At 66.0% G+C, this 26639-nt stretch carries 24 protein-coding genes and 4 pseudogenes; 13 read left to right on the top strand and 15 right to left on the bottom strand.

Going from position 1 to position 26639, the window contains the following annotated elements; all coding sequences use genetic code 11:
- Positions 1-230: 230 nt before the first annotated feature.
- Entirely contained in the window at positions 231-590 is a 360-nt protein-coding gene (locus tag RM479_RS12425; protein WP_311511879.1) for an MmcQ/YjbR family DNA-binding protein, read from the bottom strand.
- A 578-nt stretch (positions 591-1168) separates the two neighbouring features.
- Between RM479_RS12425 and thpD the strand changes: the two genes are divergently transcribed.
- Positions 1169-2077, top strand: a complete 909-nt coding sequence (gene thpD, locus RM479_RS12420) for an ectoine hydroxylase (RefSeq protein WP_311511878.1) — start codon at positions 1169-1171, stop codon at positions 2075-2077.
- A 77-nt stretch (positions 2078-2154) separates the two neighbouring features.
- Here thpD and RM479_RS27600 read toward each other — a convergent pair.
- The 4 genes and pseudogenes from RM479_RS27600 to RM479_RS12405 form a co-directional block, all read right to left on the bottom strand.
- Positions 2155-2397, bottom strand: a pseudogene (locus RM479_RS27600) (HNH endonuclease family protein); the annotation flags it as partial.
- A gap of 14 nt (positions 2398-2411) precedes the next feature.
- Positions 2412-3497, bottom strand: a pseudogene (locus tag RM479_RS12415) (DUF262 domain-containing protein); the annotation flags it as partial.
- Between the two features lie 55 nt (positions 3498-3552).
- Positions 3553-3684 (bottom strand): DUF262 domain-containing protein, encoded by a 132-nt coding sequence (locus RM479_RS12410; RefSeq protein WP_311511877.1) that lies wholly within the window; start codon positions 3682-3684, stop codon positions 3553-3555.
- 72 nt (positions 3685-3756) lie between these two features.
- Positions 3757-4008, bottom strand: a complete 252-nt coding sequence (locus RM479_RS12405; protein ID WP_311511876.1) for a hypothetical protein — start codon at positions 4006-4008, stop codon at positions 3757-3759.
- A gap of 347 nt (positions 4009-4355) precedes the next feature.
- Here RM479_RS12405 and RM479_RS12400 point away from each other — a divergent pair, with 347 nt between their 5' ends.
- From RM479_RS12400 to RM479_RS12390, 3 genes are read left to right on the top strand one after another with little or no spacing between them, the layout of a single operon-like run.
- Positions 4356-4697, top strand: coding sequence for a hypothetical protein (locus RM479_RS12400; RefSeq protein ID WP_311511875.1), 342 nt, complete (start codon positions 4356-4358; stop codon positions 4695-4697).
- Between the two features lie 38 nt (positions 4698-4735).
- A complete protein-coding gene (locus tag RM479_RS12395) occupies positions 4736-7339 on the top strand; it encodes a TPR repeat region-containing protein (RefSeq protein WP_311511874.1) in 2604 nt (867 codons plus the stop codon).
- Positions 7340-7384: 45 nt separating this feature from the next.
- Positions 7385-7957 carry a hypothetical protein gene (locus RM479_RS12390; protein ID WP_311511873.1) on the top strand — a complete coding sequence of 191 codons (573 nt, stop codon included), beginning with the start codon at positions 7385-7387 and terminating at the stop codon, positions 7955-7957.
- Between the two features lie 110 nt (positions 7958-8067).
- Here RM479_RS12390 and RM479_RS12385 read toward each other — a convergent pair whose 3' ends face one another.
- The 3 genes and pseudogenes from RM479_RS12385 to RM479_RS12375 all read right to left on the bottom strand — a co-directional run.
- A complete protein-coding gene (locus RM479_RS12385) occupies positions 8068-8346 on the bottom strand; it encodes a hypothetical protein (RefSeq protein ID WP_311511872.1) in 279 nt (92 codons plus the stop codon).
- Between the two features lie 69 nt (positions 8347-8415).
- A complete protein-coding gene (locus tag RM479_RS12380) occupies positions 8416-8877 on the bottom strand; it encodes an ISAs1 family transposase (RefSeq protein ID WP_311512075.1) in 462 nt (153 codons plus the stop codon).
- Between the two features lie 178 nt (positions 8878-9055).
- Positions 9056-9184, bottom strand: a pseudogene (locus tag RM479_RS12375) (hypothetical protein); the annotation flags it as partial.
- A 283-nt stretch (positions 9185-9467) separates the two neighbouring features.
- Here RM479_RS12375 and RM479_RS12370 point away from each other — a divergent pair.
- Positions 9468-10328 carry an HAD family hydrolase gene (locus tag RM479_RS12370; RefSeq protein ID WP_311511871.1) on the top strand — a complete coding sequence of 287 codons (861 nt, stop codon included), beginning with the start codon at positions 9468-9470 and terminating at the stop codon, positions 10326-10328.
- A complete protein-coding gene (locus RM479_RS12365; RefSeq protein WP_311511870.1) occupies positions 10329-10850 on the top strand; it encodes a hypothetical protein in 522 nt (173 codons plus the stop codon).
- Here RM479_RS12365 and RM479_RS12360 read toward each other — a convergent pair.
- Positions 10835-11700: pseudogene (locus RM479_RS12360) on the bottom strand (transposase family protein). The gene RM479_RS12365 and the pseudogene RM479_RS12360 overlap by 16 nt on opposite strands.
- Here RM479_RS12360 and RM479_RS12355 point away from each other — a divergent pair.
- Positions 11647-12006: a hypothetical protein gene (locus RM479_RS12355; RefSeq protein ID WP_311511869.1), complete on the top strand. Its 360-nt coding sequence runs from the start codon at positions 11647-11649 to the stop codon at positions 12004-12006. The pseudogene RM479_RS12360 and the gene RM479_RS12355 overlap by 54 nt on opposite strands.
- Positions 12007-12200: 194 nt before the next feature.
- Here RM479_RS12355 and RM479_RS12350 read toward each other — a convergent pair whose 3' ends face one another.
- Positions 12201-12695 (bottom strand): hypothetical protein, encoded by a 495-nt coding sequence (locus RM479_RS12350; protein WP_311511868.1) that lies wholly within the window; start codon positions 12693-12695, stop codon positions 12201-12203.
- A complete protein-coding gene (locus RM479_RS12345; RefSeq protein WP_311511867.1) occupies positions 12692-13222 on the bottom strand; it encodes an ATP-binding protein in 531 nt (176 codons plus the stop codon). Before RM479_RS12345 ends, RM479_RS12350 begins: the two co-directional genes overlap by 4 nt.
- A gap of 366 nt (positions 13223-13588) precedes the next feature.
- Between RM479_RS12345 and RM479_RS12340 the strand changes: the two genes are divergently transcribed.
- Together RM479_RS12340 and RM479_RS12335 are read left to right on the top strand one after the other, a co-directional pair.
- On the top strand, positions 13589-14431 hold the full coding sequence (locus RM479_RS12340; protein ID WP_311511866.1) for a helix-turn-helix domain-containing protein: 843 nt from the start codon (positions 13589-13591) through the stop codon (positions 14429-14431).
- Positions 14431-14637, top strand: a complete 207-nt coding sequence (locus RM479_RS12335; RefSeq protein ID WP_311511865.1) for a DUF397 domain-containing protein — start codon at positions 14431-14433, stop codon at positions 14635-14637. Before RM479_RS12340 ends, RM479_RS12335 begins: the two co-directional genes overlap by 1 nt.
- A 112-nt stretch (positions 14638-14749) precedes the next feature.
- On the opposite strand, the gene RM479_RS12330 is transcribed toward RM479_RS12335, so the two are convergent.
- Together RM479_RS12330 and RM479_RS12325 are read right to left on the bottom strand one after the other, a co-directional pair.
- Positions 14750-15217: an NUDIX hydrolase gene (locus tag RM479_RS12330; protein WP_311511864.1), complete on the bottom strand. Its 468-nt coding sequence runs from the start codon at positions 15215-15217 to the stop codon at positions 14750-14752.
- An 8-nt stretch (positions 15218-15225) separates the two neighbouring features.
- Complete coding sequence (locus RM479_RS12325) at positions 15226-15972, bottom strand: XRE family transcriptional regulator (RefSeq protein WP_311511863.1); 747 nt, start codon at positions 15970-15972, stop codon at positions 15226-15228.
- A gap of 120 nt (positions 15973-16092) precedes the next feature.
- On the opposite strand from RM479_RS12325, the gene RM479_RS12320 reads away from it, so the two are divergent.
- Genes RM479_RS12320 through RM479_RS12305 form a run of 4 tightly spaced genes read left to right on the top strand, consistent with a single transcriptional unit; the run spans position 16093 to position 19292 of the window.
- Positions 16093-16245, top strand: a complete 153-nt coding sequence (locus RM479_RS12320; RefSeq protein WP_311511862.1) for an albusnodin family lasso peptide — start codon at positions 16093-16095, stop codon at positions 16243-16245.
- 38 nt (positions 16246-16283) lie between these two features.
- The gene (locus RM479_RS12315; protein WP_311511861.1) at positions 16284-17993 is read left to right on the top strand and encodes an albusnodin/ikarugamycin family macrolactam cyclase; all 1710 of its coding nucleotides are present in this window, start codon (positions 16284-16286) and stop codon (positions 17991-17993) included.
- Positions 17993-18709 carry a lasso peptide biosynthesis B2 protein gene (locus RM479_RS12310; protein ID WP_311511860.1) on the top strand — a complete coding sequence of 239 codons (717 nt, stop codon included), beginning with the start codon at positions 17993-17995 and terminating at the stop codon, positions 18707-18709. The genes RM479_RS12315 and RM479_RS12310 overlap by 1 nt, the downstream gene beginning before the upstream one ends.
- A complete protein-coding gene (locus RM479_RS12305) occupies positions 18702-19292 on the top strand; it encodes a GNAT family N-acetyltransferase (protein ID WP_311511859.1) in 591 nt (196 codons plus the stop codon). Before RM479_RS12310 ends, RM479_RS12305 begins: the two co-directional genes overlap by 8 nt.
- A 137-nt stretch (positions 19293-19429) precedes the next feature.
- Here RM479_RS12305 and RM479_RS12300 read toward each other — a convergent pair whose 3' ends face one another.
- Positions 19430-23524, bottom strand: coding sequence for an Eco57I restriction-modification methylase domain-containing protein (locus RM479_RS12300; RefSeq protein ID WP_311511858.1), 4095 nt, complete (start codon positions 23522-23524; stop codon positions 19430-19432).
- A complete protein-coding gene (locus RM479_RS12295) occupies positions 23524-26541 on the bottom strand; it encodes a helicase-related protein (protein WP_311511857.1) in 3018 nt (1005 codons plus the stop codon). The genes RM479_RS12300 and RM479_RS12295 overlap by 1 nt, the downstream gene beginning before the upstream one ends.
- Positions 26542-26639 lie beyond the last annotated feature (98 nt).

Here is a 26639-nt window from a genome sequence, read left to right as displayed (position 1 = left end):
GGGATGTCTCCACTCCCCGGCCCGCCGGATCGGATGGTGTTCGGAGCCGCTCGAATCGCACCCCCGCGGCCCCACCGGCTTCCGTAGAGCGACGGCTCATCGAGGGCTTCGGGTCCCTGAAGGCCCGCATGGCCGAAATCGCCCTACCTCCCGGTCGGCGATGGTGGCGGACAGGAGGCGGGGAGGGCCCGCGTTCCCGCGTTCCACTCCAGGAATGGAGATTCCGCGGTTCAGGATCCGACCAGGGCCTCCGGGGTCGGCTGTGAGGTGTGCAGGTCCTCCGGCGCGGTCAGGAACCAGGCCTCCAGGACGAGTTCGCTCAGCTCGTCCAGGTCGATCCCGTCGAGGTGGACGACCACCCACCCGAACCCGCCCGCGGTGAACTGCACCTCGAACACCTCGGGGCGTTCGGCCACGAGGGCGGTCTGCTCCAGCAGGGTCTGCTTCAGCCCCACCGTGGCGGTGCGCGGCCACAGGTAGCCGAACGGCTTCCCTCGCACGCGGAACGTCGTGTACTTGTCCCCCTGCTGCTGTTCGCACTCCGGTAGCGCCTTCGCCAATCGCAGGAACCGCTCGATCTCGACACCCATGGGACGAGACAACCACATACCGCCGACACGACGATGCCGGGCGGGGCCCCGGCGCACCTCGGGCAACGGTGGCCTTCACCCGGACTCCGATCCGCGAGAAACGCAGGAGAAAACCGCCGACGAACAGCGACAAGGGTCGCTCCACCGACTTCGTGGAGAAAAGCGGAGGCGGCACGGACAACCGAACGGCGGACGGAGGTTCTGCACCATAATCTGAATCAGATTGATGTGAACCAGAGCACAACACGATTCCGCATCGCGACATCGAATCATCCGATCCGCGTCCCGCACCGCGACGAGCTGGGAGGATGACCCGAGGCGGCGCACCCCGCACCCCGCGCGATCTTCGCAGGTAAGCCGGTTCATTTCCCGGAAAGAACACACCGAGGGGCACGGACGAAAGCTTCCGGGAAGAACTTCCGCCCATATAGTAATCGAGCCCTACCCGGCAGGTCATCCGACAAACACACACCTTCTCAAGAGCGGAACGAGAGACCTCTCCTCTTTGTTAGGTTCACGTGTCGGCAGGAAAAACCGTCGACCTCGGAGAGGATGAGACCCCGCCAGGGGATTCGGCCATGACTCTGCAGATGGATCTTCCGGCATCGACCGCGGACGAGTACCCGACCCGCAAAACCCCCGAACCAGCACTGCTGGACCGCAAGGACCCCACCGTCTGGGGCTCCGGCGACGGCCCCTTCTCCTCCCGGGAGCTCGAAGGGTACGAGCGTCGCGGCTACACACAGATCGAAGCCTTCGTCACCGACGCCGAGGTCGCGGCCTACCGGGCCGAACTGGACCGGCTCGCCGGCGACCCCGCGCTGCGCGGCGACGAACGCCTGATCGTCGAGCCCTCCTCCGAGGAGGTGCGCTCGGTGTTCGACGTGCACAAGATCAGCACGGTGTTCTCCGACCTGGTGAACGACCCCCGTCTGGTGGAGCGCGCACGTCAGATCCTCGGCTCGGACGTGTACGTGCACCAGAGCCGTGTCAACTACAAGCCGGGCTTCGGCGGCGGCTCGTTCTACTGGCACTCCGACTTCGAGACCTGGCACGCCGAGGACGGCATGCCCAGGATGCGGGCGTGCAGCTTCTCGGTCGCCCTGACCGACAACTTCACGCACAACGGCGCGCTGATGATCATGCCCGGCTCGCACCGGACGTTCGTCTCATGCGTGGGCGAGACCCCGGAGGACCACTACCGGGCCTCCCTGAGGAGCCAGCACGTGGGCACCCCCGACGAGGCGTCCCTGTCCCGGCTGTCCGACCGGCACGGCATCGACGTGCTCACCGGCCCGGCGGGCGGGGTGACCGTGTTCGACTCCAACTGCATGCACGGCTCGGGCGGCAACATCACGCCGTACCCGCGCTCGAACGTCTTCATCGTATTCAACAGCGTGGAGAACGCCTGCGTGAAGCCGTTCAGCGCCCCGGCCCCACGCCCGGAGTTCCTCGCCTCGCGCGACTTCGCCCCGGCGGGCCGCTGACCCAGGCCCGGGTGGTCGACGAGTTGCTCGGTGCGCCGGTCGATGTCCGCCTCGGTCCACTCCTTCTCGTGACCGACGGCCAAGAGCGCGTTGAGTTTGAGGGTGCTGTACACCAGCAGCAGCGAGCGCTTGCCCTTGCCGTTGATCCCCCGGGCCGCCGTGGTCTCATCGGCCCAGGGGCGGTTGGACAGTGCGGGGTTGAGCTTGTCGTTGACCAGGGTCAGGTTGCCCAGGACATGAACGTGCTCCTCCCTGGCCTGTTCCGCCTCCGGATCACCGAGCACATCCTCTCCCCAGTGCTCTGTCCACTGCTGGGGCATCACGTGCTCGACGGTCAGCTGACGCGGACAGGGCTGCCCCTCGCCCCACGGCCCGCGCGGGGAGTCCTACACCGCTTCCAGGAGCATGCGCATGCGGGGGCGGGTGAGCTGCCGGTACAGCGGAGCGGTCCGCAGGATCGTCCACATCTGGTGGTCGTCGATCCAGTACCGGGAGGAGGCGGTCTGCCGCTCCAGCTCCCGGAGCACCGCCGTGCCCGCCTGCCCGGGGCCCGCCTCGTGCACGGCCCTGAGGAGGACGACCAAGCGGTTGATGTCCTTGACCGTCGCACGATCCAACTCTCCAGCGCCCCCAGTGCCAGGTGCCGCTGTTCCTCGGGCATGTCCGACTCGTCCCAGCGCATGAGCCACAGCTGCAACGGCGCCACGACCGCGGTGTCCAGGCGGACCACCCGGCAGTGGAACAGGCCCTCGACGGAGTCGTAGGGGGCGTCCGCCATGGCCTGATGGACCCGTGCGTCGGCGGCGACCTCCTCCATCAGGGCGGCGGCCGTCGTCCCCCCGGTGGCCAGCAGCTCCCGGAACTCCACGAAGAGCCGGTCCTGGAGGACCTCGCGGCGCAGCCGCATGGTCAGCCACGCCTGGAAGAACATGTCGATCCGGGGGCGCTTGCGCCGCCCCTGGCTGACCTCCTCCTGCCACCGGTCGCCGTCCAGCGGCGCCCAGTGGTCCCGGTACAGGCCCTCGACGTCGGCGCCCTGCTGCTCGGCGACCTGGAACAGCAGGTTCTTGATGAGGTCGGCGGCCAGAAGCGGGCTGCCGCGGTGGTTGAGGGTCTCGAAGATCACCTGGGCGTTGTCGCCGGGCTCGAGGTCGATGACGACCAGGCGCAGATGGTCGCGGACCGTGCGCACCAGGGCGGTCAACCGCTCCTGCGGGGACCCGCCGGGCGTCCCCTCACCGTCGTCCAGGGCCCACCGTGTGATCTCCTCGAAGAAGAAGCCGTGCGACCGCACGGCCCTGCGCACCGCGTCGAGCAGGAGCTGGAGGGTGGTCAGCCGCTGCTGTCCGTCGGTGACCCGGCGCACCGCGATGTGCCCGGTGGGGATGCTCTGCTGGTCCAAGACGACGGCCCCGAGGAAGTGCCGCCGGAGGGGCGAGCAGGGCCTGGGGCTCCAGCAGTCGCTCGGCGACCGATCACACGTCCTGCCAGAGCGGTTCCCACTGCTCGTCCCGGTTCCAGACGTAAGGCCGCTGGAAGAGGGGGACAACGTACCGCGTGTGGCTACCGAAGATCGCGGTCGGGCTGTAGGTGTTGGACTGCAACAAGTCTCCTGTGCACTCGGGGGGCGGGGGCGGTACTGCGGGAGCGGGGTGAGCACACGGCTTTCCGCCATGATGTCAGCCGTCGCGGACAACGAGGTGTGGATCGCACGCCTCGTTCACCGGAGGGCCGGGCGGGATGTGGGCGATGCAGTCCCCCAGGTGGCGGGCGAAGCGGGCGGCGGTCTCGGGGTCCTCCACCAGGGCCAGGGCCTCCTCAACTCTGGCTCTCAGCAGCGCACCCTCCCGCGTCTCCGCGACGGCGCTCTCGCGGCGCAGCACGGCGACCAGCTCCCGGTGGTCCTCGATGGGCTCCCTGGTCCACAGCAACGGGCTTTCCGTCCCCTGCGGTACCTGTTCCGTTCCAGCCACCACAGCAGGCCCAGGTCCCGGGACAGCATCTGCTCACGCAGCACTTGGAGGTGCACAAGGTCGGACTCGGCTCACGCGAGTCCAGCGAACAAAGCCGGTGAACCGATCTGGATTCCCTGCTCCGGGCACCTTCGACTGGCCGAAAGTGGTCACGAGTTCCATTGGAAACCCAGGTCGCGAGCCATGAACCTCAGGGCGGATCCATTGCTCTCAGTGCGGAGCGGTAACTTATGGCGATAAGCAGGAGTCTTGCGACACAAAAGTCATGAGGGCTTGTACCGCCCTTGGGGAAGGTCACATTTCGCATGAGCGGTGGAACCGGTGCGAATCCGAACGAGGCCCGGCAGGGCGGTGAGGACGCCGAGGCGCTGGCCACGGCGATGGCCGGGCTGGCCGACGCGTTCGACCTGACGGTCGACGACGCGATCCGGGTGTCGGGTGAAGAGGACATCGAGGCCGGATGGCGGTCCTTCCGCGAGCGCCACCTCCAGGGGTTCGTGGACGTGCAGGCGCACGGGCTGCAACTGGCCGACAACATCCAGGCCGGGGCGAGCGAGGTCGCCCTCAACGACCTGGAGAGCTCCGAGGAGCTGTCCGACGCCACCCACCACGTGCCGCCCGGCCTGGGCAACGTCAACTTCTACTGACCCCCTCTCCCCGATCCCGCTCCCCCTGAGGAACCCCCGTGGCATCTTTCGACCTCTCCCTCACCCTGCGCACCACCGACGCGATCCCCGCGCTGATCCGGGCCCGGACCACCGACTTCGAGGATCTGGACGCCCGGGTCCTGGGCGACTCCGAGAACCTGCAAGCGAGTCTGGACGGCGCGGCCGGGCAGTTCACGAGCATCCTGGCCTGGGACATCAGCACGCTGGCCGCCGAGGATCGGCAGCTGTGGGTGGACGCCGCCGTCGCCCTGACCTACGCGGCCATGGTCAGCGACATGTGGGCCGACTACGTGGAGGAGTTCCGCGAGGGCCGCGAGGAACTCCTCGAGGAGTGGAACACCGCCGTCACCAACTGCGAGGGTCGGGTGCCCGGCGACTACTCCTCCAGCCACATCACGTCGACCTTCCCCGAGCGCACCTGGCTCTGGAGCGACGAGAACACCTGCCGGGACCTGTACGACGAGCTGGTCGAGAAGCGCACGAGCGTCAGCGGCCGGTTCGACACCCTGTGGACCACCTACCAGGAGCACGCCGAGGAGATCGGCGACATGCTGGAGGAGGGCGCCACCAAGGTCAACGTGCAGAAGCTCATCGACGGCGGTTACGCCAACTGGGCGTTCTACAACCTCGACCCGGCCCGCTACTACACGATGCTGGTCGACCCGAGCGAGCTGACCGAGGAGAACGCCCAGGAGTGGGCGGACGAGCTGGCGGATTACTGGTCCGGTGACAAGCCGCTGGACGACCGCTACCACGAGCTGATGCTCGTGATGGCGATGATCGGCACCAACGCCAAGCAGGCCCAACAGTGGACCACGGGCTATCCCAGTGAAGAGATCGACTTCCTCCAGACCTTCTACGAAAGCCTTGAAGAGGCGGATCCGAACGGCAACGGTGTGCTCGGATTGCCTACGTTGATGGAGGGAGGCCATCTGAGCGATGAGGAGCGCGAGCACGCGCTCGGAGTGCTCGGGGACGGGATCCTCGCCCTGTCCGACGAACGGATAGGCGGCGGATACGAAGATTTGCCCGCATCTGTCCGCTCCGTGATCGAGGGCCCGGACTTCAGCGGCACCAGAACCGCCGGCGGCTTCAACGAGACTCACACGGACTGGATGGAGAGAGCCGGATACCTCAACGACTTCCTTCAGCATTCCCATGAGGACATGGAGGGGGGCGCCGAGTTCTCCACACGCATGATGGACACCGTCTCGCTGTCACTCACGAGGATCGGTGCACTGGGCAATGACGACAGTTCCATGGCCGGGCTCGTCGATGTAGCGACCAGGAACGAGGATGCCAACTACGCGATTCTCACCGGGGAGTATCCGGACGGTGTCGAAGGGGAACTTCCATGGACCGAGGACACCGCCGAGAACGTCACGAACCGCATTATCGGTGACCTGTACACCCACGACTGGAAAGATGACGGAGATGCGGCTCGCGGTCTGACCGAGTGGATCGAGGACATGTCATGGAGTGACGACGCGGATGAGCGCCGCATGGCCGCTGAGGCCATGGACGGACTCATGGAGACGATCACCTCCAAGGACATGCACGACATCCTCTCCGACACGGGCATCCAAGTGGAACTTGCCGACGGGACAGAAGTTCCCGACGCCCCCTTCACCGCGGTCAACGGAGAGATCGCTGACGGGTTCGCCCACCTCTTCGAGTTGTACATCGATAGTTTCGCCGACGAGGAAGGTATCGACGGCGGGCACGTGGACTTCGGATGGGAGAGGCCAGAGAAGGAAGACCGTTGGAATGACGACTCCAGGGCACTCGCCATGTCCCCCGCCGAGCGACTGATCTTCCTTGAGTACATCATGGGCAACGAGGATTCTGCTGTCCGCGCCCATACCGCAGCGACGGTTTATTCGGCCGCGCAGACCGAGATATACCTGGTGGACGGCAATGAGGTGGAGACAGGCGCCAACGCCGGTGTCCTCCAGTCGCTCGTGGATGCCGCCCTGCACAACGAAGCAGTGAATCGAAACCTCGACCTCGAAGAAGAAATGGCACTGAGACGGAGAATCGTCGACGGCGTGGCGAATACCGGAAACAACGCCTTGGGGTTGGTTCCGGGGGTCGGCGTGGCAATTCAAAGCATGTCGCAGTTCATGACTCCAGACATCATCAATCAAGCGTTCGACGACTATCTGAGTTCCACGTCTCACGTGAACAGCAGAACCACGGCGATCGACGTAGAGTACTACACGAGCTCACGAGTCCTCTCCGAGGTGATCGAGCGTAACGGTGGAGAACTCCCGAGCATCAATGACGAAATACGGATCGCGGGGGATGCCACCCCCCAGGAAGTACTGGAACGCGCGGGTCTCCTGGGTGAGCACAACGGGGAGTATTACATCGATTTCAGCGGCGAGACCGGGGACGAATCCTTCGATTCCTCGGAGGCCCAAGAGGCATTGAACAGCTTCCTTGAATCCAGCGAAGTCGATTGGACACCGAGGGAGAATGAATCCGGAACCGATTTCTCGGCGGGGTTCACCGAATACTTCGGCGACTACTACAGTCCCATCGAAGACCAACTCCGCTACTCCAAGGAAAACATCAACGGGCTCTACGAAGGAGTGCCCGCAGACTCACCGAGTTCGTGATTAATTGGATCCCCCTCGTTCAATGAAATCGAAAGACAACAGCCGATGAGAAGAACGACGCCGCTTTCACTCGCCACCATTTCCATTCTCACACTCGGCCTTGCTTCCGCGTGCAGTCTTACCCGCGAAGAAGCGAACGGAGGTACACCCGCCAACACCGAGGCCCAGGTCGATCAAGTGACGCGGATCTGGCTTTCGGCGACCACCGATGCCTACGTTCTCGGTGAAATATTCTCCAGAAGTGATGGAGAATCAGCCATGGAGAACGTAAGAAATTACTACGAAGAACGAAAAGAATTTGAAGAAGAGGAAGGCCTGTCGGAATTCGATGGGATCGATGTGCTACTGAGATCCAAAGCGGTCATCGAAGACGCGGAAGGATATCATGTGACCGTTGCCATAGAGGAATGGGAGGTCGGTGGGGGCTCGGGGGTCAGCGAAAGCGAGGTGATTCAGGCCATGCAGCACGCCCTGGAGGTGAACGAAGTTGACTGGTGCGGCGAGCCCATGAAGGGAAATGATTTCTCAGGTCTCTATCTCGATTCTCATTGGGAAAAATTCGACACCCGCGAGGAGTACGTGGAAAGCATCGAAGAATACGTCAGATGTGACTCATAGAGGTTATATTAGAGGTTTTTTACGGTGGTCGACGCCAGAGTGTCTTGCACGATCATCCCAGTCTTGGCCAGGGCTGTTCCATTCTCGGCATGCAGTAACGTTCGCGCTGGTCAACGAAGCCCCATCACGTCGAGCGGGCGGATGAACGCCTCATACCACACCCACCGGATCGCGTCGGGCACCGTGTCCTGACCCAACCGGCCCAGGAACACCAAGGCGAGAGCACGTAACGCGGCCAGGTTGTCGGGGCCGTGCCCACAGCGAACCTTGCAGGCATCCTCACCCAACGACACGTCCTTGATGTGGTGCCATGCCTCAATGCCCCAGTGCCCCCGCACCAGAGCGCCGATCCGAGCCGCGTCGGCCTGGCCGACCTCCAGCGAGGTCACCGCATAAGCATAGGTCCACGACACCTTCCCGGTGCGCCGATCCCTCACGTAGCGGCGCAGGCGCACGGCCTAGACCGCGTGCGGGAAACCGGGCCTGCCCGCGAGGTTGATGACCTTGACGGTGCGAGTCTCAGCGCATCCGTGTCCGCGGTCCCGGGCGGTGGCCAGCGTGGGCGCCTGCGCCCAGGGCAGGGCTTTGAACTGCTCGAACAGCGTCTTCTGGTTGCGTTTGACGGTCAATACGTAGTCGGCGTGCAACTCCTGGACCAGGTGGGTGGCGGTGTCGGCCTGGGTGTGCAGGGCTTCGGCGGTGACCACCACACCGGCCAGGTCCGCACCGTCCAGCAACACGGCCAGGGCGTCGATCTCGCTGGTACCGGCCGGCACCCGCACCTGCGCGACCAGGCGCCGGTAGGGGGTCAGGGCGGCCAGCAGGTGCACCGCTGTCTCGGCGGGGGTGGCCGATCCACGCAGGGTTTTGCCGTCCACCGCCACCATCTGGAGGGTGTCGGGCCGGATGAGGGCGGCCAGGGCCTCGGGGTCCAGGGCGAGCAGGACACGGCGGATGGTCGCCGGGGACGGAGCGGCGCGGGCGCCCAGGGCGGGGCAGATGATCCGGCAGCCCAGGCGGGCCAGGGTGCGAGAGGGGTGCGGCGTCGGCCCACTGGCCGATCGCCCGCAGGTGGTGGGCTCCGACGAGCATCGCGCACAGGGCGCACAGCACGATGCTGGCCAGGCTGTGGCGGCGACCGCGCGGCGAGCGGGGATCGGTCAGATGGGTGAGCCTGTCGGGAAGATCGACGGGGGCGGTGGTGGGCGTGGCAGACTGGGGGCGCAACGGAGTCCCTTGGAAGTCAGAGATGTGAGAGTCCCTGCTCTTCTAGCGGGCTCCGTTGCTCGTTGGTGGGGGCTTCGGACGGATCGCTACAGGGCTGTGATCAGCGCTAATGGGCCACGATCCCGACTTTGAAACAGCCCTGTCAGGACGAAGGCGTTGCTTCCACGAATTGACACCACCCCGGCCTGTCAGACCCTTATCGTACTCTTACTCACATCACCGAAGTTGTACCTGCACCCTCAACCGAGAGGCCAACGTGCCTTCTAAGCTCTCTACACCACGTGTGTCCCTTCTGATTACCGACCTCGACAACACGCTGTGGGACTGGTTTCACATGTGGCATACGTCGTTCTCAGCTATGTTGAACCGCCTCAGCGAGCTGAGCGGGGTGCCTCAGAATCAGTTGGAAGCAGAGATACGAGAGGTCCACCAGGCGCGAGCCACCACTGAATACTCTCTTCTTTTGGATGAGCTTCCCTCACTCCAAGAGCGTTCACCAAAAAGCTCTCCGATGCAAACATATGACGAAGCTCTACACGCATTGAATAGCGCGCGCAAGAACACTATTTCACTCTATCCCGGAGTCAAGAAAACTCTCCGAGAGATAAAAAGCCGGGGCGTCCCCGTAATCGCCTACACCGAATCAATTTCTTTTTGGTCAGAGTGGAGGATGCGGAATACAGGACTGGACGGCTTGATCGATACCATGTATTCTTCCCCTGACCATGACTTTCCGCACGGAAAGACCCCCGAAAGCATTCGAATGTACCCATCCAGCGACTACGGACTGAAAAAGACTGAGCACCGCCACGTACGCCAAGGACTACTCAAACCGAACAAAGAAGTACTACGATGGATCCTTGAAGATTTTTCAGTTGATCGCCGTTCAACGGTCTATATCGGTGATAGCCTAATGAAAGACGTGGCCATGGCCCAGGAATTCGGTGTCCATGATGTTCATGCCGCCTACGGCGTCTCTCACGATCGTGAAGGCTATGAGCTCCTACGTCGAGTTTCGCACTGGACGGAGGAAGACATTAGGAGAGAGAAAATTCTGGCCGAGCGCCCCGATATAGCACCCACACGAACTGCACATAAGGGATTCTCTGAACTACTGGACATGTTCGATTTCCAAGGAGCTTAGATGCCACAAGATCCTACAGACGATGACAAGACTCAGCATTATATAGAAATGTGGAAGCAAACAATTTCCGTTCAGCAGCATTTCAATGACATCAGCTGGCGCATACGCGGACTGGCTCTGACCGCTATGACCTTCACCCTAGGGACAGCGGCAGTGACATCCAGAGAAAGAACGGAAGTCACTCTCTTCTCCCTGTCACTAAAGTTCCCTACCCTGATTTTATTCTTTGGTTTGATCCTTTGGCTTGCTTTTTATTTTGTGGACAAGTCCTGGTACCACAGACTTCTAATAGGATCCGTCAAACACGGAGAAACTCTCGAGACAGAACTACGCCGCATGCTCCCCAAAGCAGGACTAACGCATCAAATCAGCGCCTCCAGCCCGAGCCCCCTGCCGGAATATTTCCATAATTCATGGCCCTACAAGCAGGCCATTCACTCCACAGGAAAGCTTCGCATATTTTATTGGATGGGAGTCTTGATTCTCGTCGCATTTGCGACAGGAATTCAACTTAGCTCCTGACTTATCATTCCAGAATGTTGCAACACTAAACCTTTTTCGTCCTGTTTCTTGGAGCTCAAGGACCAGCACGGCACGGGTGATCTGGCGGCGTATTGTGGGAAGCAGCGTAGGCGGTGCAAGATGTCCCACTGCTTGAGCTGGGCAATCTCGCGCTCGCCGGGTGAGCGCAGCTGGGCGTGGTCGGAGTTGGCGTCCTTCTTCCACTGCGGCTTGTCGTGCCCCTTGAACAGGTAGAACATCACGTCAGAGAGCCCGACGTAGTCCTTGTCGCCCAGGCCGATCAGCCCCGCGGCCTTGATGAGCTCGGCGATCTTCCACACCCGCGCGGCTTTGGTGTCATGCACCACACTGGGCAGTGACCAGGACGTCCACAGCGGTTCGCCGTCGGGTGCGGACACGACCTGGATGTTCATGCCGTGGCGCCGGTGTTTGCCGAAGTAGCCGAAGTAGAACGGCCGGTCGGCGGCGACGCGGTCGCAGGCGATGAGGGTGCCGTCCACGATCACGTACGCCCAGCCCTTGCGGCGGTTGCGGCGCAGCCCTGTTTCAGGGTGGGCGCCTGGGCGGCGAGCAGGGCCGTGGTCTCGCGCACTTACCGCCAGGCGGTTGCGGCGCTGATGCCGAGCCCAGCCGCAACCTGGGCGAACGGTTCGCCCTTGTGCAGGTGGACCAGAACGAGCAGGGCCTGGGCGGCCGGGTCCATGCGCCGCCACCGGGACCCGGTCGTGGTTTGGTGGGCGCGGATGGTCAGGTTGAGTGTGTGTTTCGTGCCGACGTCCCCGGGAACCCCGACACGATGAGCGCCAAGGAGATCGGTGAGATCACCCTGCTCGCCACGGTGACCGACCATGCGGAGGGGATCCTGACTCCGGCGCTGTACCGGATCAGGGTCGACCGGGTGCTGCGCTCGACCGTGGACGACCCCGAGTCCTTCGCCGACCGGATCGTGCACCTGCGCTCGTACCTGGGCGCGTACACGGGGGCCTTCCGTGCGGGGGACCCGATCCATGTGGTGGGCAGGCTCGTCCACCTGTCCCAGGGCACGGAGGACACCTTCGGCGTGGAACTCACACCGTGGACGGCGAGTAGGTCCTATCTCGCCGATCTCGCTCCGAGCACGGCCGTCCACAACACGGGGATGGCTTCTCGGCCATGAGGCACAGGTTGCGGTTCCGATTCGTACCGGCCGGCACCCATGGATCTGCGTCGTCGGCCGTCTGCCACGGGTGCCGTGCGGAAGAAGTCTCCGTGATGACAGGCGGGGCAGGTGGACTGTGGGCACCCCGGATCGGGTTCGGGACAGGCCGGGGCGGGTGGGTCCGCCCCGGCGGTGACTGTGGAGTCGGATGGTTATAACAAGGGCGCGGCCAAGTGGTGGGCGAGGGCGCCGGCCAGGGCGGCGAGGGTGTAGGCGGTCAGTCGCCAGGCGATGCGGCCGGGCTTTCGGGGTTTGCGGTGGCTGCGCGGACGGCCCGGACGGCAGCGCGGCAACGGCGGGGGTTCCCGGTGGGGGCGCGGCCTGGCCGGGCCGTCGTCGGGGGCGGGCCGGGGGCGCGGAACCCGGGGTGCCGGAACGCGGCCTGGGACGGGCGCGGGTTCGCGTCGTCGGGCCGGGCGCGGGGCGTCGTCCCCGGTAATACGGGCGGAGTGCAGGTTCATCCAAGGCGGGGTCTGGCCGCGGGCCTGGCGGTAGGCGACCCGGGGGTTGTCGGGCATCTGTGCCAGGAGGCGCTGTTCCCGAGTGGACAGCGCGGGAAGGGTCGGGGTTCCCGGGCGGGAGAAGCGGCGGCCCCGGGGTGCGCCCAGCACGGCGCGCACCCCGGAGGAGACGGGTTCGGCGCTCACCGGGCCACGTCTCCGGCCGGGGCGGGGAGGGTGAACTCGGCCCAGACCGCGGTGCCCAGCCCCGCGCAGAACGGAAAGTCCACCACGGCCCGGGACCCCCAACAGGTGGCCAGGGCGTCGATGAGCAGCAGGCCGCGGCCGCGTTCGGCCTCCTCCCATTCCTCGACGGTGCGCTGGTGCGGGATCTCCGGAAAGGCGGGGGCGGCGTCCCGGACGCCGTCGTCGACGATCATCACGTGCAGGCTGCGGGCGGTGGGCATGGACAGGGTGCGAATGATCCGCCCGCCCTTCTGGCCGGAGCGGGAGTGGTCGCAGGCATTGGCGAACATCTCGCTGGCGCAGAGGGTGATGGTGTCGGCCAGGTCTGGGCACAGCCCCTGGAGGCGGTGCAGGTCGGCGCGCAGGTCCTGACGGGCCCCGGAGAGTTCGGCGAGGTCACCCGGGTAGAGGCGGCTGGCCCAGCGGCGCCCAGCGAAGCCGGGTGTGGGGGTGTGGAAGAGCGCGCTGGGACACGGCACAATGGTCATGATGCGCTTCTCCTTGCAGGGAGTCTTGCGTTGTCACTGGGCTCTGGGGGCGCGGCATTCGCCCCCAGAGCCCGTTTTCATGTGGCCGCCCCGTGAGCGGCCATCCCGTAGTGAGCGATGCACGCCAGGGATCGGCCAGATCCCGGCCGCCTCCCCGCATGGCACACCGCGCCAGCCGAGGTCAGCCCCTCCTTCCGGAGAAACCCGCCGGAATCTCGCCTCGCCCTCTAAGCTAGGGAGCGGCCTTCAAACTTACAAGGCCTGCATTTAAAGTGGTCTGCATTATGAACACATGTCCTTTTTGGCGCGGTGAGATGATGGGTCTCCCCTGCCATCCGATGTGACGACTGGACGAAGGAGGCCTCCGTGGCCCAGGGCTCCCCCGTGCGCAGGCACTACCTGGTGAGTCAGCTCAAGCGGCTCAGGACCCAGGCCAAGCTGTCCCAGGAGCAGGTCGCGAACGAGTTGGGTTGGGACACCAGCAAGCTCTACAGAATCGAGAACGGGCGGTTCGTCCGGCTGACGACGGAAGCCGTGGCCGCGCTCTGCCGCCTGTACGGCGCGAGCGACGCGCTCCGGGAAGAGCTGGTGGAGATCGCCAAGGCGGCACGCAAGCAGAAGCCCTGGTGGTTCCAGCACGAGGACGTGGCCGGCAACGCCTTCTACAGCCTGGAGAACGAGGCCACCAAGATCCAGCAGTACGCGATGGGGGTCGTCCCCGGACTTCTTCAGCACCCGCACTACATCGAGGCCTTGATGTCCCGGGGAATCGTCACCGATCCTGAAGAGCGCCAGAAGCGCATCGCCGCCCGGATCGAGCGCTGCGAAACCCTCCTCAACCGCGAGTACGCGCCCCGGATCTGGGCGGTGATCGACGAGTCCGCACTCCGCTGCCTCGTCGGCGGTCCGCAGGTGATGGGCACCCAGCTGCGGCACCTGCTGGAGCTCAATAAGCGCCCGAACATTGACATTCAGGTGCTGCTACTGTCCAAAGGCATGGCGCAGCCCTGCGGCTACACTCTGCTGCACCTTGGTGATGCCGACCGTGTGGGCTACATCGACGTCCTCCCCAGTGGGCACTTCTTCGAGGGCGGCAACGAACTCGCCGACCACGAGCACCGGTTCGAGCATTTGCAGGCGGCCGCCCTGCCCCTGGACGACACGCAAGACTTCATCTGCCACCTGGCAGGCGAACTGGAGAAGACCTGATGACTGAACACGAAGCCATCAAGACGGCGTCGATGCCCGTTTCTCCCTGGCACACCGCGAGCTACAGCGCTGAGCGCGGTGAGTGTGTGGAGGTCTCGGAGGGTCCGGTCACCGGGGTCCGGGACACCAAGCACCGGGAGCTGGGCGCGCTCTTTTTCAGCGCCGATGAGTGGCAGGCCTTCCTCGACACGGCCAAGGACACCTGACCCGGGCGACAGCACCATCGCCGGGCCCCGCCTGTGAACCTCCAGCAGACGGGGTCCGTACTGCGCAAAGCAAGCTGAGCTCAAGCGCCCCGGAGACAACACCTGAGCGAGGTCAGCCGGTGTACGGAGGTCCCCCTCGCAGGGCGTGTTCCACCCGGAGCCGCTGGGTGTGGTGCATCGGCAGGTCCTCGATTTCGGCGGACGCGAACCAGCGCACCTCGTGCGACTCGTCGCTGACCGTGAGCTGTCCGCCCACGACCCGGGCGCGGAAGCACACGTTGAACTGGCGGCGGACCTCGCCGTCGCTGTAGGCGATGACGTGCCGGGCATCGGTGTAAGTGCCGACCAGGCCGGTGACCTCCACCTCGTACCCGGTCTCCTCCCACACCTCGCGCACCGCCGCCTGCGGCAGGCTCTCGGTCATCTCCATCGCCCCGCCGGGCATCGACCACAGCCCGTTGTCCACCCGCCGCTGCAACAGCAGCCGTCCCTCACCGTCGATGACGGCCGCGCTGGCCGCCACCACCAGACTGTTCGGGACCGGTGCGGCAGGGTCGTCGTAGTACTCGGTACGAGCCATGTTCCGGTTCACTCCTCCAACGGCCGGGCATCGTTCCATACGGCTTCCATACTGGCGGCGTAGGCGTCGAACAGTCCTTGTGGGGCTGTGCGTTCGAGCCGTAGCAGCGGGTTGCCGTAGGCGTTGACCCCGTACAGGTGGGTGTTGACGTACATGTGGTCATCGGCCCGGTAGAGCGAGTTGTACAGCGTCGTGGAGTGCAACCTCACCTCAACACCAGGCACGACCGCCAACGGCCGGTAGTGCATCGTTGCCAGGTGACACCGGGACTGGATGCCGTGGCCGAAGTTCTCCTCCTCCCCACGTACACGCACGGCTTCGCAACCGGGGTCTCCGATGAGCACACGCACTCGGACACCGTTCTCGGCCTTTTCTCTGAGCAGGTCGTTCCAACCGGGGATCTGCTCGTGGAGGAACAGGGCCGCGTAGACCAGGATGTCGATCGATCTCTCCGTGGCCGCGAACATCGTCCGCCACTGCTCGATCGGTACCTCGGAGCGTTGAAGGTGAACGGACTTCAGATCCTGGTCCGCGCCCGTTCCGCTCTCCCTCAGCTGCTCCAGAGAGGGCCAGAGCTCCCGGACGTCTACACCGAGCACTCGGGCCACCGCATGGGCGTTGCGACGGTGGGGCACCCGCCCGGTGCTGATCCAGCGGGCCACGGTCTTGGGGTCGGTGCGCACCTGTTCGGCGAGCGAGGCCAGCGTGTGCCCGGACCGCGACAGGCACAGACGAAGCCGTTCGTTAGGGGGCATGGGGACGTTTTATCGCACCAGGACGTCTTTCGAGGTGTCCTTCGTGCGGTAGATCCGTCCCCCGGTTCAGGAACAGACTTAAGGACCACATCACCGGCGCGCACGAAGGAGCGTCCAGCAATGCAGGAACACGCCCACCCCGTACAGACGGTGGAGGAATCCGGATCGGAACCCTTCTTCCCCGATGTCGTCGAACTCGGCGACGCAGCGGAGCTGACGGAGGGAACGAGCACCCGGAGCGGAACCGAGGACAAGCGCTACAAGTACCAGTGACCCGACATGAAGTCGGTGCCTCAAGGATAGGAGAAACCATGGGCTGGTTCGGCGGGGTGGTCACGGCCGCCGTTTCCTCCGCCCCGCGACCGATGGCCCCGACCTGGTCAGAGGTGATCCCCTGTGGTGAGCTGTGGAGGGTGGGCCCGGGTGCCGGGCCCACCGTGACCGTCACTAGGAGCGGCCCACTGATGGGTGCGGTACTCGGCAGCCACACGGTGTCCGCGGACGATCTGCGCGGCTGGCTCCGGGGAGCCTGGCGTACCGGTCCTTCCTCGTGGGCCGGTATGTACGCGGTGGTCGTCGCCCATCGGGGTGGGGCAACAGTGTTCGCCGATCCCGTACACGCGCTTCCCCTCTACTTCTGCGAAGTGGAGGGCTCAGTGGTGTGGGCGTCATCCAGCCGTGCCCTGGCCGGCCTCACCGATACCGGGGTGGATCTGGCCTGGTTATCGGGTCTGCTCATGGACCCGGCGGGACCGCACTTCGCGGAGCGAAGCGCATTCCAACAGGTGCATGCCGTTCCTCCGGGACACAGCCTGGACATGCGCTATGGAGGACGGACTGTGGTCGACCGTTGGTGGTCACCGCCCAGGACCCGTCCCCGGGCCGAGACCGTTCCCCGCTTCGGAAGGGCATTGGAAGGCGCCGTGGAGGTGAGGTTCGCGCAGGCGGAGCGTCTCTCCTGTGATCTGAGCGGAGGCCTGGACTCGACCTCCTTGTGTCTCCTCGCCGAGCAGCGGGCCACGGGCTCTCGGCGTTTGACCGCCTGGACGGTCCATCCCGCCTCCAGAGACCACGGCGGCGATCTCGACCACGCACGCGAGGCCGCGCGCGGACGGCTCGGCATGCGCCACGAGTTGCTGGCCCTGGGCGAGACCGAGCTCCCCTACAGCGGCCTGGAACAAATACCACCGACCGACGAACCGGCCCCGTCCACCGTCACCTGCGCCCGGCACATCCTCGCCTACGAGCGGATCCGGACCGCGGGGAACACCCTGCACATGACCGGCGATGGAGGCGACGCACTGCTGATGCAGTCGCCCGAGCTCGCACTGAGGCCGGCGGTGCGCGGTCGCGTGATCCGTACCTTGCGTGATCTGCACGGGTGGGCCAAGCTCGACCGGCGTTCCCCCGCAGGGCTGCTGCGACAGTCGGCCCGGGGCGGGAACAGGTTCTCCTGCCGTTGGCTCACCCCGAAGGCACAGGCCATGACGGCCCTCGGAGGCGGCCGTGGTGTGCTGGACCTCCTGCGCTCGGACGCGGAACTCCTCACGTTGCGCGGCATCGGGCGCACCGCCCACGCCGACGCGCAGTTCGCCGAGGCCTTCGGGGTCCGCCTGGAAGCCCCGTTCCTGGACAGATCCGTGGTGGAGGCCGCATTGGCCTTCCGTGTCACGGATCGGGGGTCGCCCTGGAGTTACAAACCGCAGCTGGCGGAGGCGATGCGAGATGTCCTACCGGAAGCGATCACGCGACGCCGTACCAAGGGGGGTACCGATGCCGACCACCACCTGGGGTTGCGCGCACATCTTCCAGAAGTGTCCGTCCTCCTCGACGGGTGGTTGGCCGGCCACGGCCTGATCGACCCGCAGGAACTGCGCAGAGAACTCCACATGGCGGCGCTGGGCAGGGATTCCCCTTGGGGGCTGCTGGAGCCGGTGATCTCCGCCGAGGTGTGGGGGCGTGCGGTCGAGGCAAGCCCTCCAGCCGCGTGGACGCGGAGCCGAGCACGGAAGGAGGCGTGATGACGGCACTTCCGCCGCACCTTGTGCCGGCCCCGCAGCTGCGGCTGATCTGTTTCCCGTCCGCCTGCGTCGCCCTGGACGCGGAGACGGGGGCGGTGCAGCTGTTCTCGGGGGAGGCCGCTGAGGTCATCTCGTGTTTGGAAGGTGCGGGAGGTGTGGTCTCGGCTCTGTCCGTCCCGGATCGGGGACGGGCGGTTGCGGCCTTGGTGAACGCCGGGGTCCTCGCCGGGGGAGAAGATCCCCGGGCCTGGGGCAGGGTGAGGCCGGGAGTGTCTTCCTCGCCCAGTTGGGGGACGCGGGAGAGCCCTGCCGCGCTCGCGCCGGTTCCCCGTTCATCACTGCGTTGGTATGCGTTGGGAGCCTGCGCGCTGTCCCTCGTCGTGAGCGTTGGAGTGCTCGGCCGTACGAAAGCGTTCGCCCATACCCGGCGCCTGGCCGGACGGATGGCGACAGGTCCTGCCGACCATGCCGTTGCGGAGGCGGCGGCGTACGCCGTGAGGAGGATCGGCCGCCTGCTACCGCTGCGCGTGGCATGTTGGGAGGAGGCTGCGGCGACCTCCGTCGCCCTTCGCTGGGCGGGACACCGGGCAGTGTTCCGGCACGGGGCAGCCACCGATCCGGTGCGGCTGCACGCCTGGGTCGAAGTCGACGGCCGACCGGTCGCCGAATCCGACGACATCACCGACTACACACCCTTCGAGGAGTCCCGTGAGTGACATCGCTGAACCCGTTCTGTGGGCCCGAGTCGAGGGCATCGCGTTGGGGGCGCTGCGCGCCGACCTGGCCCATGAGTACTGGCGGTGGGAGAGCGACCCGGGCGCGGTGCTCGGGTACGGGCGGCAGGTTCCCGAGAGCGCGGAGTCGCGGGCCGAAGGGCTGGAACACCAATTGCGCGGAGCGCCCGACCAGGCCCGGTTCACCGTGTACGACACCCGGGGCGGCGAGACGGCCCCGTGCGGGTTGGCGAGTCTGCTGATCGACCACCAGGTGCGCACGGCGGAGTTCGTTCTGGTCGTGGCACCGGAGAGTCGCGGCCGGGGTGTGGGGACAGCGGCCACACGGCTGACCCTGGACTACGCCTTCCATGTCATCGGGTTGGAGATGGTCTGGCTCAAAGTGCTCGAACCCAATGCCGCCGGGCGCACCGCCTATGCCAAGGCGGGGTTCCGGGAGGTGGGCACCATGCGCAGTGCCGGGACCTGGAAGGGGCGGCGCTGCGGGGAGGTGGTCATGGACGCCCTACCTGAGGACTTCCCCTGGCCCTCGGTGATCGCGGGTGACAGCAACGAGAAGAGGTAGCCGGAAGGCCCCAGGGCAGCGCGGCCGGAGAAGTCATCGCTACTACCCGAAGCACATGGAGTGCGCGTCCATGACAAGACCCGATTGCTGAGTGCTGGCGCCCCGCCCCGAAGGCTTCGGGGCGGGGCGCAGGCACATCAGGAAACGGGCGCGTGCCGGGGGCCGTGGCCGGGCGGCGGGGTCAGTTCGGATATGAAGTTCTCACCATCGACCAGCGGGGTGTCCTGAGAGACCCCGGCCTCCGCCATCCGGTCATAGATCTCCAGGATGCGCTCCTTGGTGCGGTAGGTGCCGTACTTGGCCACATCTTTCTTCTTCACGATCGGGAAGGTCTCCATGATGTATTCCACGTCATCGCGATCGATCCCGTACAGGTGGAAGAAGAGCGCATCCAGCTCAACCCTCATTACGAAACGGCGCCCCTCCTCCCACAGAAATGGATTTCCTTGATCATCAAGGTCTCGCGCAAGGGAGATCATGTCTTTAGATGTAAAAGTCAACTCCAAGACACGCCTAGAGATAAAATCAGAATTTGAAGCAACATCCCCCGGAGAGAGAAATGGAAGCTGCTTCCACGTGAAGAATTTCATGGAAGTCCCGCCAAGCTTTTGTCGACTTGAGAAGTCAAAAGCAAAAGAAGCCTGCATGCCCACAAGGGCAGGAACGATCCCGGCTTCACAGTCCGGGAACATCAAAAGGTACTTGTCTCCAACTGCGGATTTAGGAACAAAGGAAATTATTGACGTTCGCAAATCTGTTGAACGACAGATGTCGCGCCAACCGAGAAGCCATCCCCGACCCCAGCCAGCAGCGTCCAACTTGGTCTGGACACCGGTTTCCATCACCGGCTTGCTGTACTTGTCCTTCTCCCCCGTGTCGGTCGCACCCTCCGAGACCCAGTAGCGAGGCATGACCACGGCGTTCGAGTCCTTCTTCTCTTCGAGAGTGAGATCACGGGTATCGCCGCCCTGCGCGTATGTGGCCCACCGATGATCGTAATGGTGAATCATCTTCGCCTCGTACAGGGGCAGCATGCGCTTCTCACCTTTGACGAAGATATTTCCCTCCAGAATCCATCCACTCTTTTCCAAGTGTTCGTAAGTACGGAAGAGGTGGGAGTCGTGGGACATGTGGAACATAGCCATGAACGACACACCCCAGGGGTTCCCGTTCGGGTCGCCCTCCTTCACCAGGACCGGGACTCGTCGGTAGATGCCCAGGGTGATCTCGGCATCCCGGCGGGAGCGAAAGATCGGGCAAGTGCCCGTATTTGGGTTAAGGAGGGTGATCTCCTGCGGAGTCATGGTAAACGCCTTGTCGGCATCGTCCAGCTCGGCTGGGTCGTGCAGGAAGAACGCGAAAGAGGCCTCAGATTCGCGCAGGTCGCGACCCGCAAGGGACAGGATGCAGAACTTCATGCGCGAGTCCACGGCCGGGAACAAGCCGCTTCGATTCTCGAAGTCGTAGAGGGCCGCGATAGAACCCTTCTGCACCAGGTCCTTGAAGAAGTACTGGGTGCGCGCATCCGTCGCGATACCGGTCGGAACGATGACACCACAGCGCCCGCACTCACCGAGCAGAATCCTGTCCGTCTCGGCGAAAACCGCGTAAACGTTGAGGTTCCCTTTCCCTGTCAGCGGGACACGGCCCGACCTACGCAGGAAGTGACTCTCGGCATACACCTTCCGCTTGGCCTCAGCGTACTCTCGGTAAAGCTCATGCTTGTCCGGGTCGTCTTTGAGAGCCGCGATCATCTTCTTGCGCTCGGAAGCCCGGGAAACCTCGGCGATCTCCGGGTCCCGCTGGGCAAAGAACTCTTGTTCCTTCAGCTCCACGCTGTCCCACGGCGGGTTTCCCAGAACGCAGTCGAAACCACCGGACCACCCCGTGTCAGGGTTGATTCCCTTATCGTTCTCCAGAACCGAGAAAACGTCCGGGAACTCCAGGTACCAGTGAAAGAAGTCGTACTGCTTCCGCAGCCGAATGATCTCCTGGTTGGTGTCCTCGGTGGCACCATGACCTTCCGGCTCCTGCAACGCCTGGAAGACAGCTTCCGTAACCGGACGCGGCTGCTTCGGGTCCTTCACCGCCATGAACGCCGAGCACCAGGCGTCCGCCAGATGCAGCGCATGCGTGTACTCATCCGAACTTTGGAACTCCTCGAACGCCTTCTCTTGCCGACGCACATCCTCAAGCGATTCGGCCGGAGCAGCCGAGATCTGACGCAGCCTGCTCGCAAACGAGCTGTTGGACACCTTGACGGCTTCCGGCTCGATGTCGAACAGGCTCTCCTGCCCCTCACGCTCCTTGGCGTTGATCTTCTCCAAGGCTTTCGCGTGCTTCTTATCATCACCCTCGGTCGCGATGAAAGCCGCGTCGGGAATGCCCTGGCGCATGAGGGCCGGGGTCGCCCCGATGAGCGCGTTGCCGTGCTTGACGTGGGCGTCGAGGAAATTCAGCGGCTTGCCGGGGTCCAGCGCCTCCAGCCACAGCGACACCTTGGCCAGTTCGACCGCCATCGGGTTGAGGTCCACGCCGTAGATGCACCGCGCCACCACCTCGTGCAGGGCGTGCCGCACCGCGCCCACCGTCGGCTCGGGGTTGCCCTCGCGAACCGCGGCAACCCGCTTGGCGATCCGCCGCGCCGCCGCCACGAGGAAGTGCCCCGAGCCACAGGCCGGGTCGCACACCGTCAGGGACAGCAGCTCCTCCACCACCGTGTGGGAGACATCGCTCTTCCCGGCAGCGGTGGCGTTCTGCTCGGCGCGCTTGACCGCGTCGTCGATGACCGGGTCCAGCGCCGAGTCCAGCAGCGTTTCGATCAGCGAGGACGGCGTGTAGTACGACCCCGTCGTCTTGCGGTCGTTGCCACCGATCACCCGCAGCTCGAACGTCAGGTCCGAGACGTTGTACTTGGGCACCAGCTCCAGCAGCGACTCGTAGATCGACCCCAGTTCCTCCGCGTCGAGGTTGCGGTAGTTCACCGCGAGCCAGCGCCGCGACGCCGTGTCGCGCACCTGGGCCAGGTGGCGGACCGCCCCCAGCAGCGCCTCGTTGTTCAGCTTGAACCCGTGCAGCGGCGCGTCCGCCTCCGTCGCCGTGAACAGACCGCCCAGGGCGGGCACCCCGATCTCGGGCCGCCCATGGGGGTGCTTGTCGTTGCCGCCCAGGGCGTCGAGCACCAGCGTCAACGCCTGGTACAGGTCACCGTGCGAGGTCCCCCGGCGCCGGCGGGCGTGCCGCCGCAGCCGCGCCGAGGAGAAGTACTTCGCGTACCGCTCCCGCGCCTGCCCATCCGTACCCGGCGGGTGCAGGGCGTCGCGGTCCTCTGCCACGAACAGGAACAGCATCCGGTACACCAGCCGCAGCAGCGCCCCGTGGAACGCCTTCACGTCCAGGTCCTTGCGCAGGTCCGGGTTGGCCTTGAGGAACCCGGTGCCCAGTGCCGAGATCGCCTCACGGACGTTCTCGCTCAGCTGCTCCAGGGCGCGGGCACCCGACTTGATCGCGTCGCCGCGCCACTTCTCCAGCCAGCATGTGGCCGGCGGCTGCTCCGCCTCCACCGCGAACCGGGAGGCGTGCAGCAGCCGGAACAGCAGCACGAACTCGTTGAACAGCTCACCGTCGAAGATCGCCTCAAGGTCGAACTCGACGTACGCCGCCGTGGCCAGCGCGCTGGAGTCGCGCAGCAGCCGCAGCTGCCGCCCATTCGTCACCACCGCCCACAGGTGGGCCGAGGAGCTGTTCAGCATCTCCTGCACATACGACTGCGGGGGCACCGTCCCGGCCCCGCCCGGGCGCTTGTCCAGGTCGGCGTGCCAGGCCACCACGTGGATCGGCACGTGCTGCCACAGGTGCGTGATCTTGAACCGCTTCGCTCCGTCGTCGGAGGCGATCCCCTCCCCCGGCCCGGCGTTCAGCCACCCGAACCCCAGCTCGTTGAACAGGGGCTCCACCCACTGCGGGCGGGCCGCGTTGACGGAGTCGATCGCCGGACCCTCACCCGTCCCCTCCACGGGCAGCTTCTTGCGCAGCTCGCGCCACACGCCCTTGAGGTACTCCCAGCGGCGTTCGGCCTCGTCGGACACCGAGCCGACGCGGACCCCGTAGTCGGCGGGCTTGGCCCCCTCCACATCCTTGCCCTCGGAGATGCGGACGAGCATGTCGGCGGGCAGCAGGCCGCCCACGGTCTGGGCGGACTCGAACACACGGTTGCGTGCGATGGCGGACATCAGGCGGCACCTCCGGCGGAAGCGGCGGGGTTGGCGACGGTGGGCAGGTAGACGTAGACGCCGAGGACATCGGCGGGCTTCTGGGCCTGGATCTTGAGACCGCGGCGGATCTCCTCGGAGGCCACGCGCACTCGTCGGTGGGAGTCGGCGAGTTCGGCGGCCAGCTCGTCCCCGTAGGAGTCGAGGTGTTCGGTGACGGCGGGCAGGGCGTCCAGCACCCGCCGCATGGTGTTCACACCCATCGTCGGGGCGGTGTTCTCGGTGGCCTCATAGTCCACCAACTCGCGCGCCTGCTCGGCCGTGAGCCACTGGGCCTTGTCCGGCGCACCCGTGAAGGCGAGCAGCCGGGCGTCCTCGGCCACCAGCTGCCGGGTCCCGTGCCGGGACGGCAGGGTCAGGTGGAACCGGTACCGCACCAGCAGCAGCGTGGTCCGCGTGCTCACCCGGTCCGTGCGGATCACCCCGCAGCGACGCGCCGGCCGCTTGTCCGGATCGCCCTCCGCGTCCAGGGCGGTGTCCAGCACGTGCGAGGCCAGTGCCCCCACCACCGGGTCGGTGCGCACCAGCGCCGCCTCCCCGCGCGGCACGGCCGCCGTCTCGCGGAACGGCACCGGCCGCCCCTTGTCCACCACATCGCCGCCCACCAGGGGGACGATGGCGTCCTTGAGCCCCACCGGGACCGTGGACACGTCCGCGCGGAACCCGCCGCCGTCACCGTCCCCGTCCGGCAGCGGGGTGACCAGCGCACCCAACGCCCGCAGCGCATCTTCGGTGAACTCGCGCACCTCGCCGGCCCCGCCCAGGGCCTCCCGGACGGCGGCGACCTCGCGGGCCACCTCCTCCGGGTGGATGGCCCGCTGGGCGAACCGGGTGCGAGAGGTCTTCTCCCTCTCGGCCGCCGACTCCCAGGCGCTGTCGACCTCCTCGGTCCGGGCCACCAGGTCCTCCGGGGTGAACAGCGCCTCCTGCTCGGCCTCGCGCCCCCGGCTCAGCAGCCAGTCCACGATGGCGTCGGTGACGCCCGCGGCCGTCTCGTCCGGGACGGACACCGCCACGCCCAGGGCCTTGCGGATCTCCTGGTACTTCTTGATGAGGACTTCGAGGACCTTGCCGTCGATGACGTTGTCCTCGCCGAACATGGTGATGACGCGCACCACGTCCCGCTGCTGCCCGTACCGGTCCACACGGCCTTCGCGCTGGTCGTGGCGGGTGGGGTTCCAGGCCAGGTCGTAGTGGACGACGGCGTCGAAGTAGTGCTGGAGGTTCACGCCCTCGGACAGGCAGTCGGTGGCCACCAGCACCCGGCGGGCCTGGGTGCCCTCCTCGTCGACGGCCGCGCGGGCGGCCTCGGCGGCCGCCTCCTCCGCCAGCTCCTCGATGCGCTCGACGCGCTGCTGCGGGGAGAGCTTGCCGGTGACGTGCTTGACCGTGGTCTTCCACCCCGGCCGGCCGCCCGACGCACGCCCGTTGAGCTTGCCGTCCAGGTGCTCGGCCACGTACTCGGCGGTGTCGATGTACCGGCAGAAGACGATGGGGTTGTACCCCTCCTCCAGCAGTCCCTTGAGGTGCTTGACCAGCTCCTTGAGCTTGCGGTCCCTCTCGGGGCCTTCCAGGGCCTCGGCGCGCTTCGCCAGTTCCAGCAGCCGGTCGTGCTTGGCGGCCGCCGCCCCGTCCGGGGAGGTCTCGGCACCCGGCGCGGTGTCCATACCCTCCAGGGCGTCGGCGTCGGCCGCGTCCCGGGTGAGCGGGGCGCCGAGCTGGTCGGCCTCCTCCGGGGTCTGGGCCGCCGCGGCCACGGAACGCGTGCGCAGGGTCTTGGCGGCGGCCCGCGGGGAGGACACCAGGGAGCGCAGCAGGGCGATCGCCGACCACCAGGCCACCCGGGCCTCGCGCTTGCCCTGGGCGGTGCCCTGCTCGACCCGCTCCTTGGCGTAGGCGAGGGCATCGTCGAGCAGGTCCCGGTAGGCGGGGGTGAGCTTGTACGGCTCGTTCTTGAACTCGCGGTCGGAGGGGAACGCGGTGCTCTCGGCCAGCGCGCCGCCCCGCTCCTCGGTGAGGTAGTTGCGCACGTCCGCGCGCTTGCGCTGGACGAAGTGGCGGGCCAGCAGGCTCCGTCCCTCCGCCGTGTCCAGGTCCACGGTGGCCAGCTCGGGCCTGACCAGCCCCAGCAGGTTGCGGAACGCCGACTCCTTGCCGCTGTGCGGGGTGGCGGTGACCAGCAGCAGGTGGCGGTCCTCCTTGGCGGAGACCTTCTGGAGGAGCTCGTAGCGCAACTGGTTCTGGTTGCGCCTGCCCGCTCCCCCGCCCGGCTCGTCGGCGGACACGCAGGTGTGCGCCTCGTCCACGATGACCAGGTCCGGGCAGTGGCGGACGAAGTCGTCACGGTGCCGGGTGGACTTGATGAAGTCGGTGGAGACGATGACGTGCCGGTACTTCTGGAACAGTGATCCGCCGTAGTCGGTGTTGCGCTCCAGCCGGGACACGGTGGAGGACAGCACCAGCTCCGCGTCGATGCCGAACTTGGAGCGCAGCTCCTGCTGCCACTGCTCGGCCAGGGCCGGGGAGCACAGCACCGCCAGCCCGCTCGCCTCACCCTGGGCGAGCAGCTCGGAGGCGATCAGCCCTGCCTCGACCGTCTTGCCGATACCGACGTCGTCGCTGATGAGCATGCGCACGGTGGGCTGGCGCAGCGCCATCAGCAGGGGGACGAGCTGGTAGGCGCGCGGCTGCACGGCGATCCCGGCCAGGGATCGGAAGGGGCCCGCGCCGGAGCGGAACCCGATGCGCAGGGCGCTGCGCAGCAGCCCCGCGGCGCGGGCGTCGCCGAGGTCGTCGGGGGTGGGCGGGGCGAAGCTGGCTGCCGCCACCTTCTCGAAGGCGGGGAACAGGGCGGCCACGTCGTCGTCGCTGCCGCCCAGGGGGCGCAGGACCAGCATGTCGTCGGCGCTCTCGGGGAGCACCACCCATTCGCGGCCCCTGGCCGAGACCAGGGAGCCGGGGGCGTACGCGGTGGTCATCGTGAGGGTGTCCTCGGTGTCGTGGTGGACGTCGTATCGAGTTCTACAGGGGGTCGGCGGGGTCCGTCACGGGCCGGACGGCCCCCGCCGGGGCTGCG

This window comes from Nocardiopsis lambiniae, assembly GCF_031845465.1.
GTDB lineage: Bacteria > Actinomycetota > Actinomycetes > Streptosporangiales > Streptosporangiaceae > Nocardiopsis > Nocardiopsis lambiniae.
Note: the sequence above shows the minus strand (reverse complement) of the source record. Positions and strands in the feature narration are given on the sequence as shown.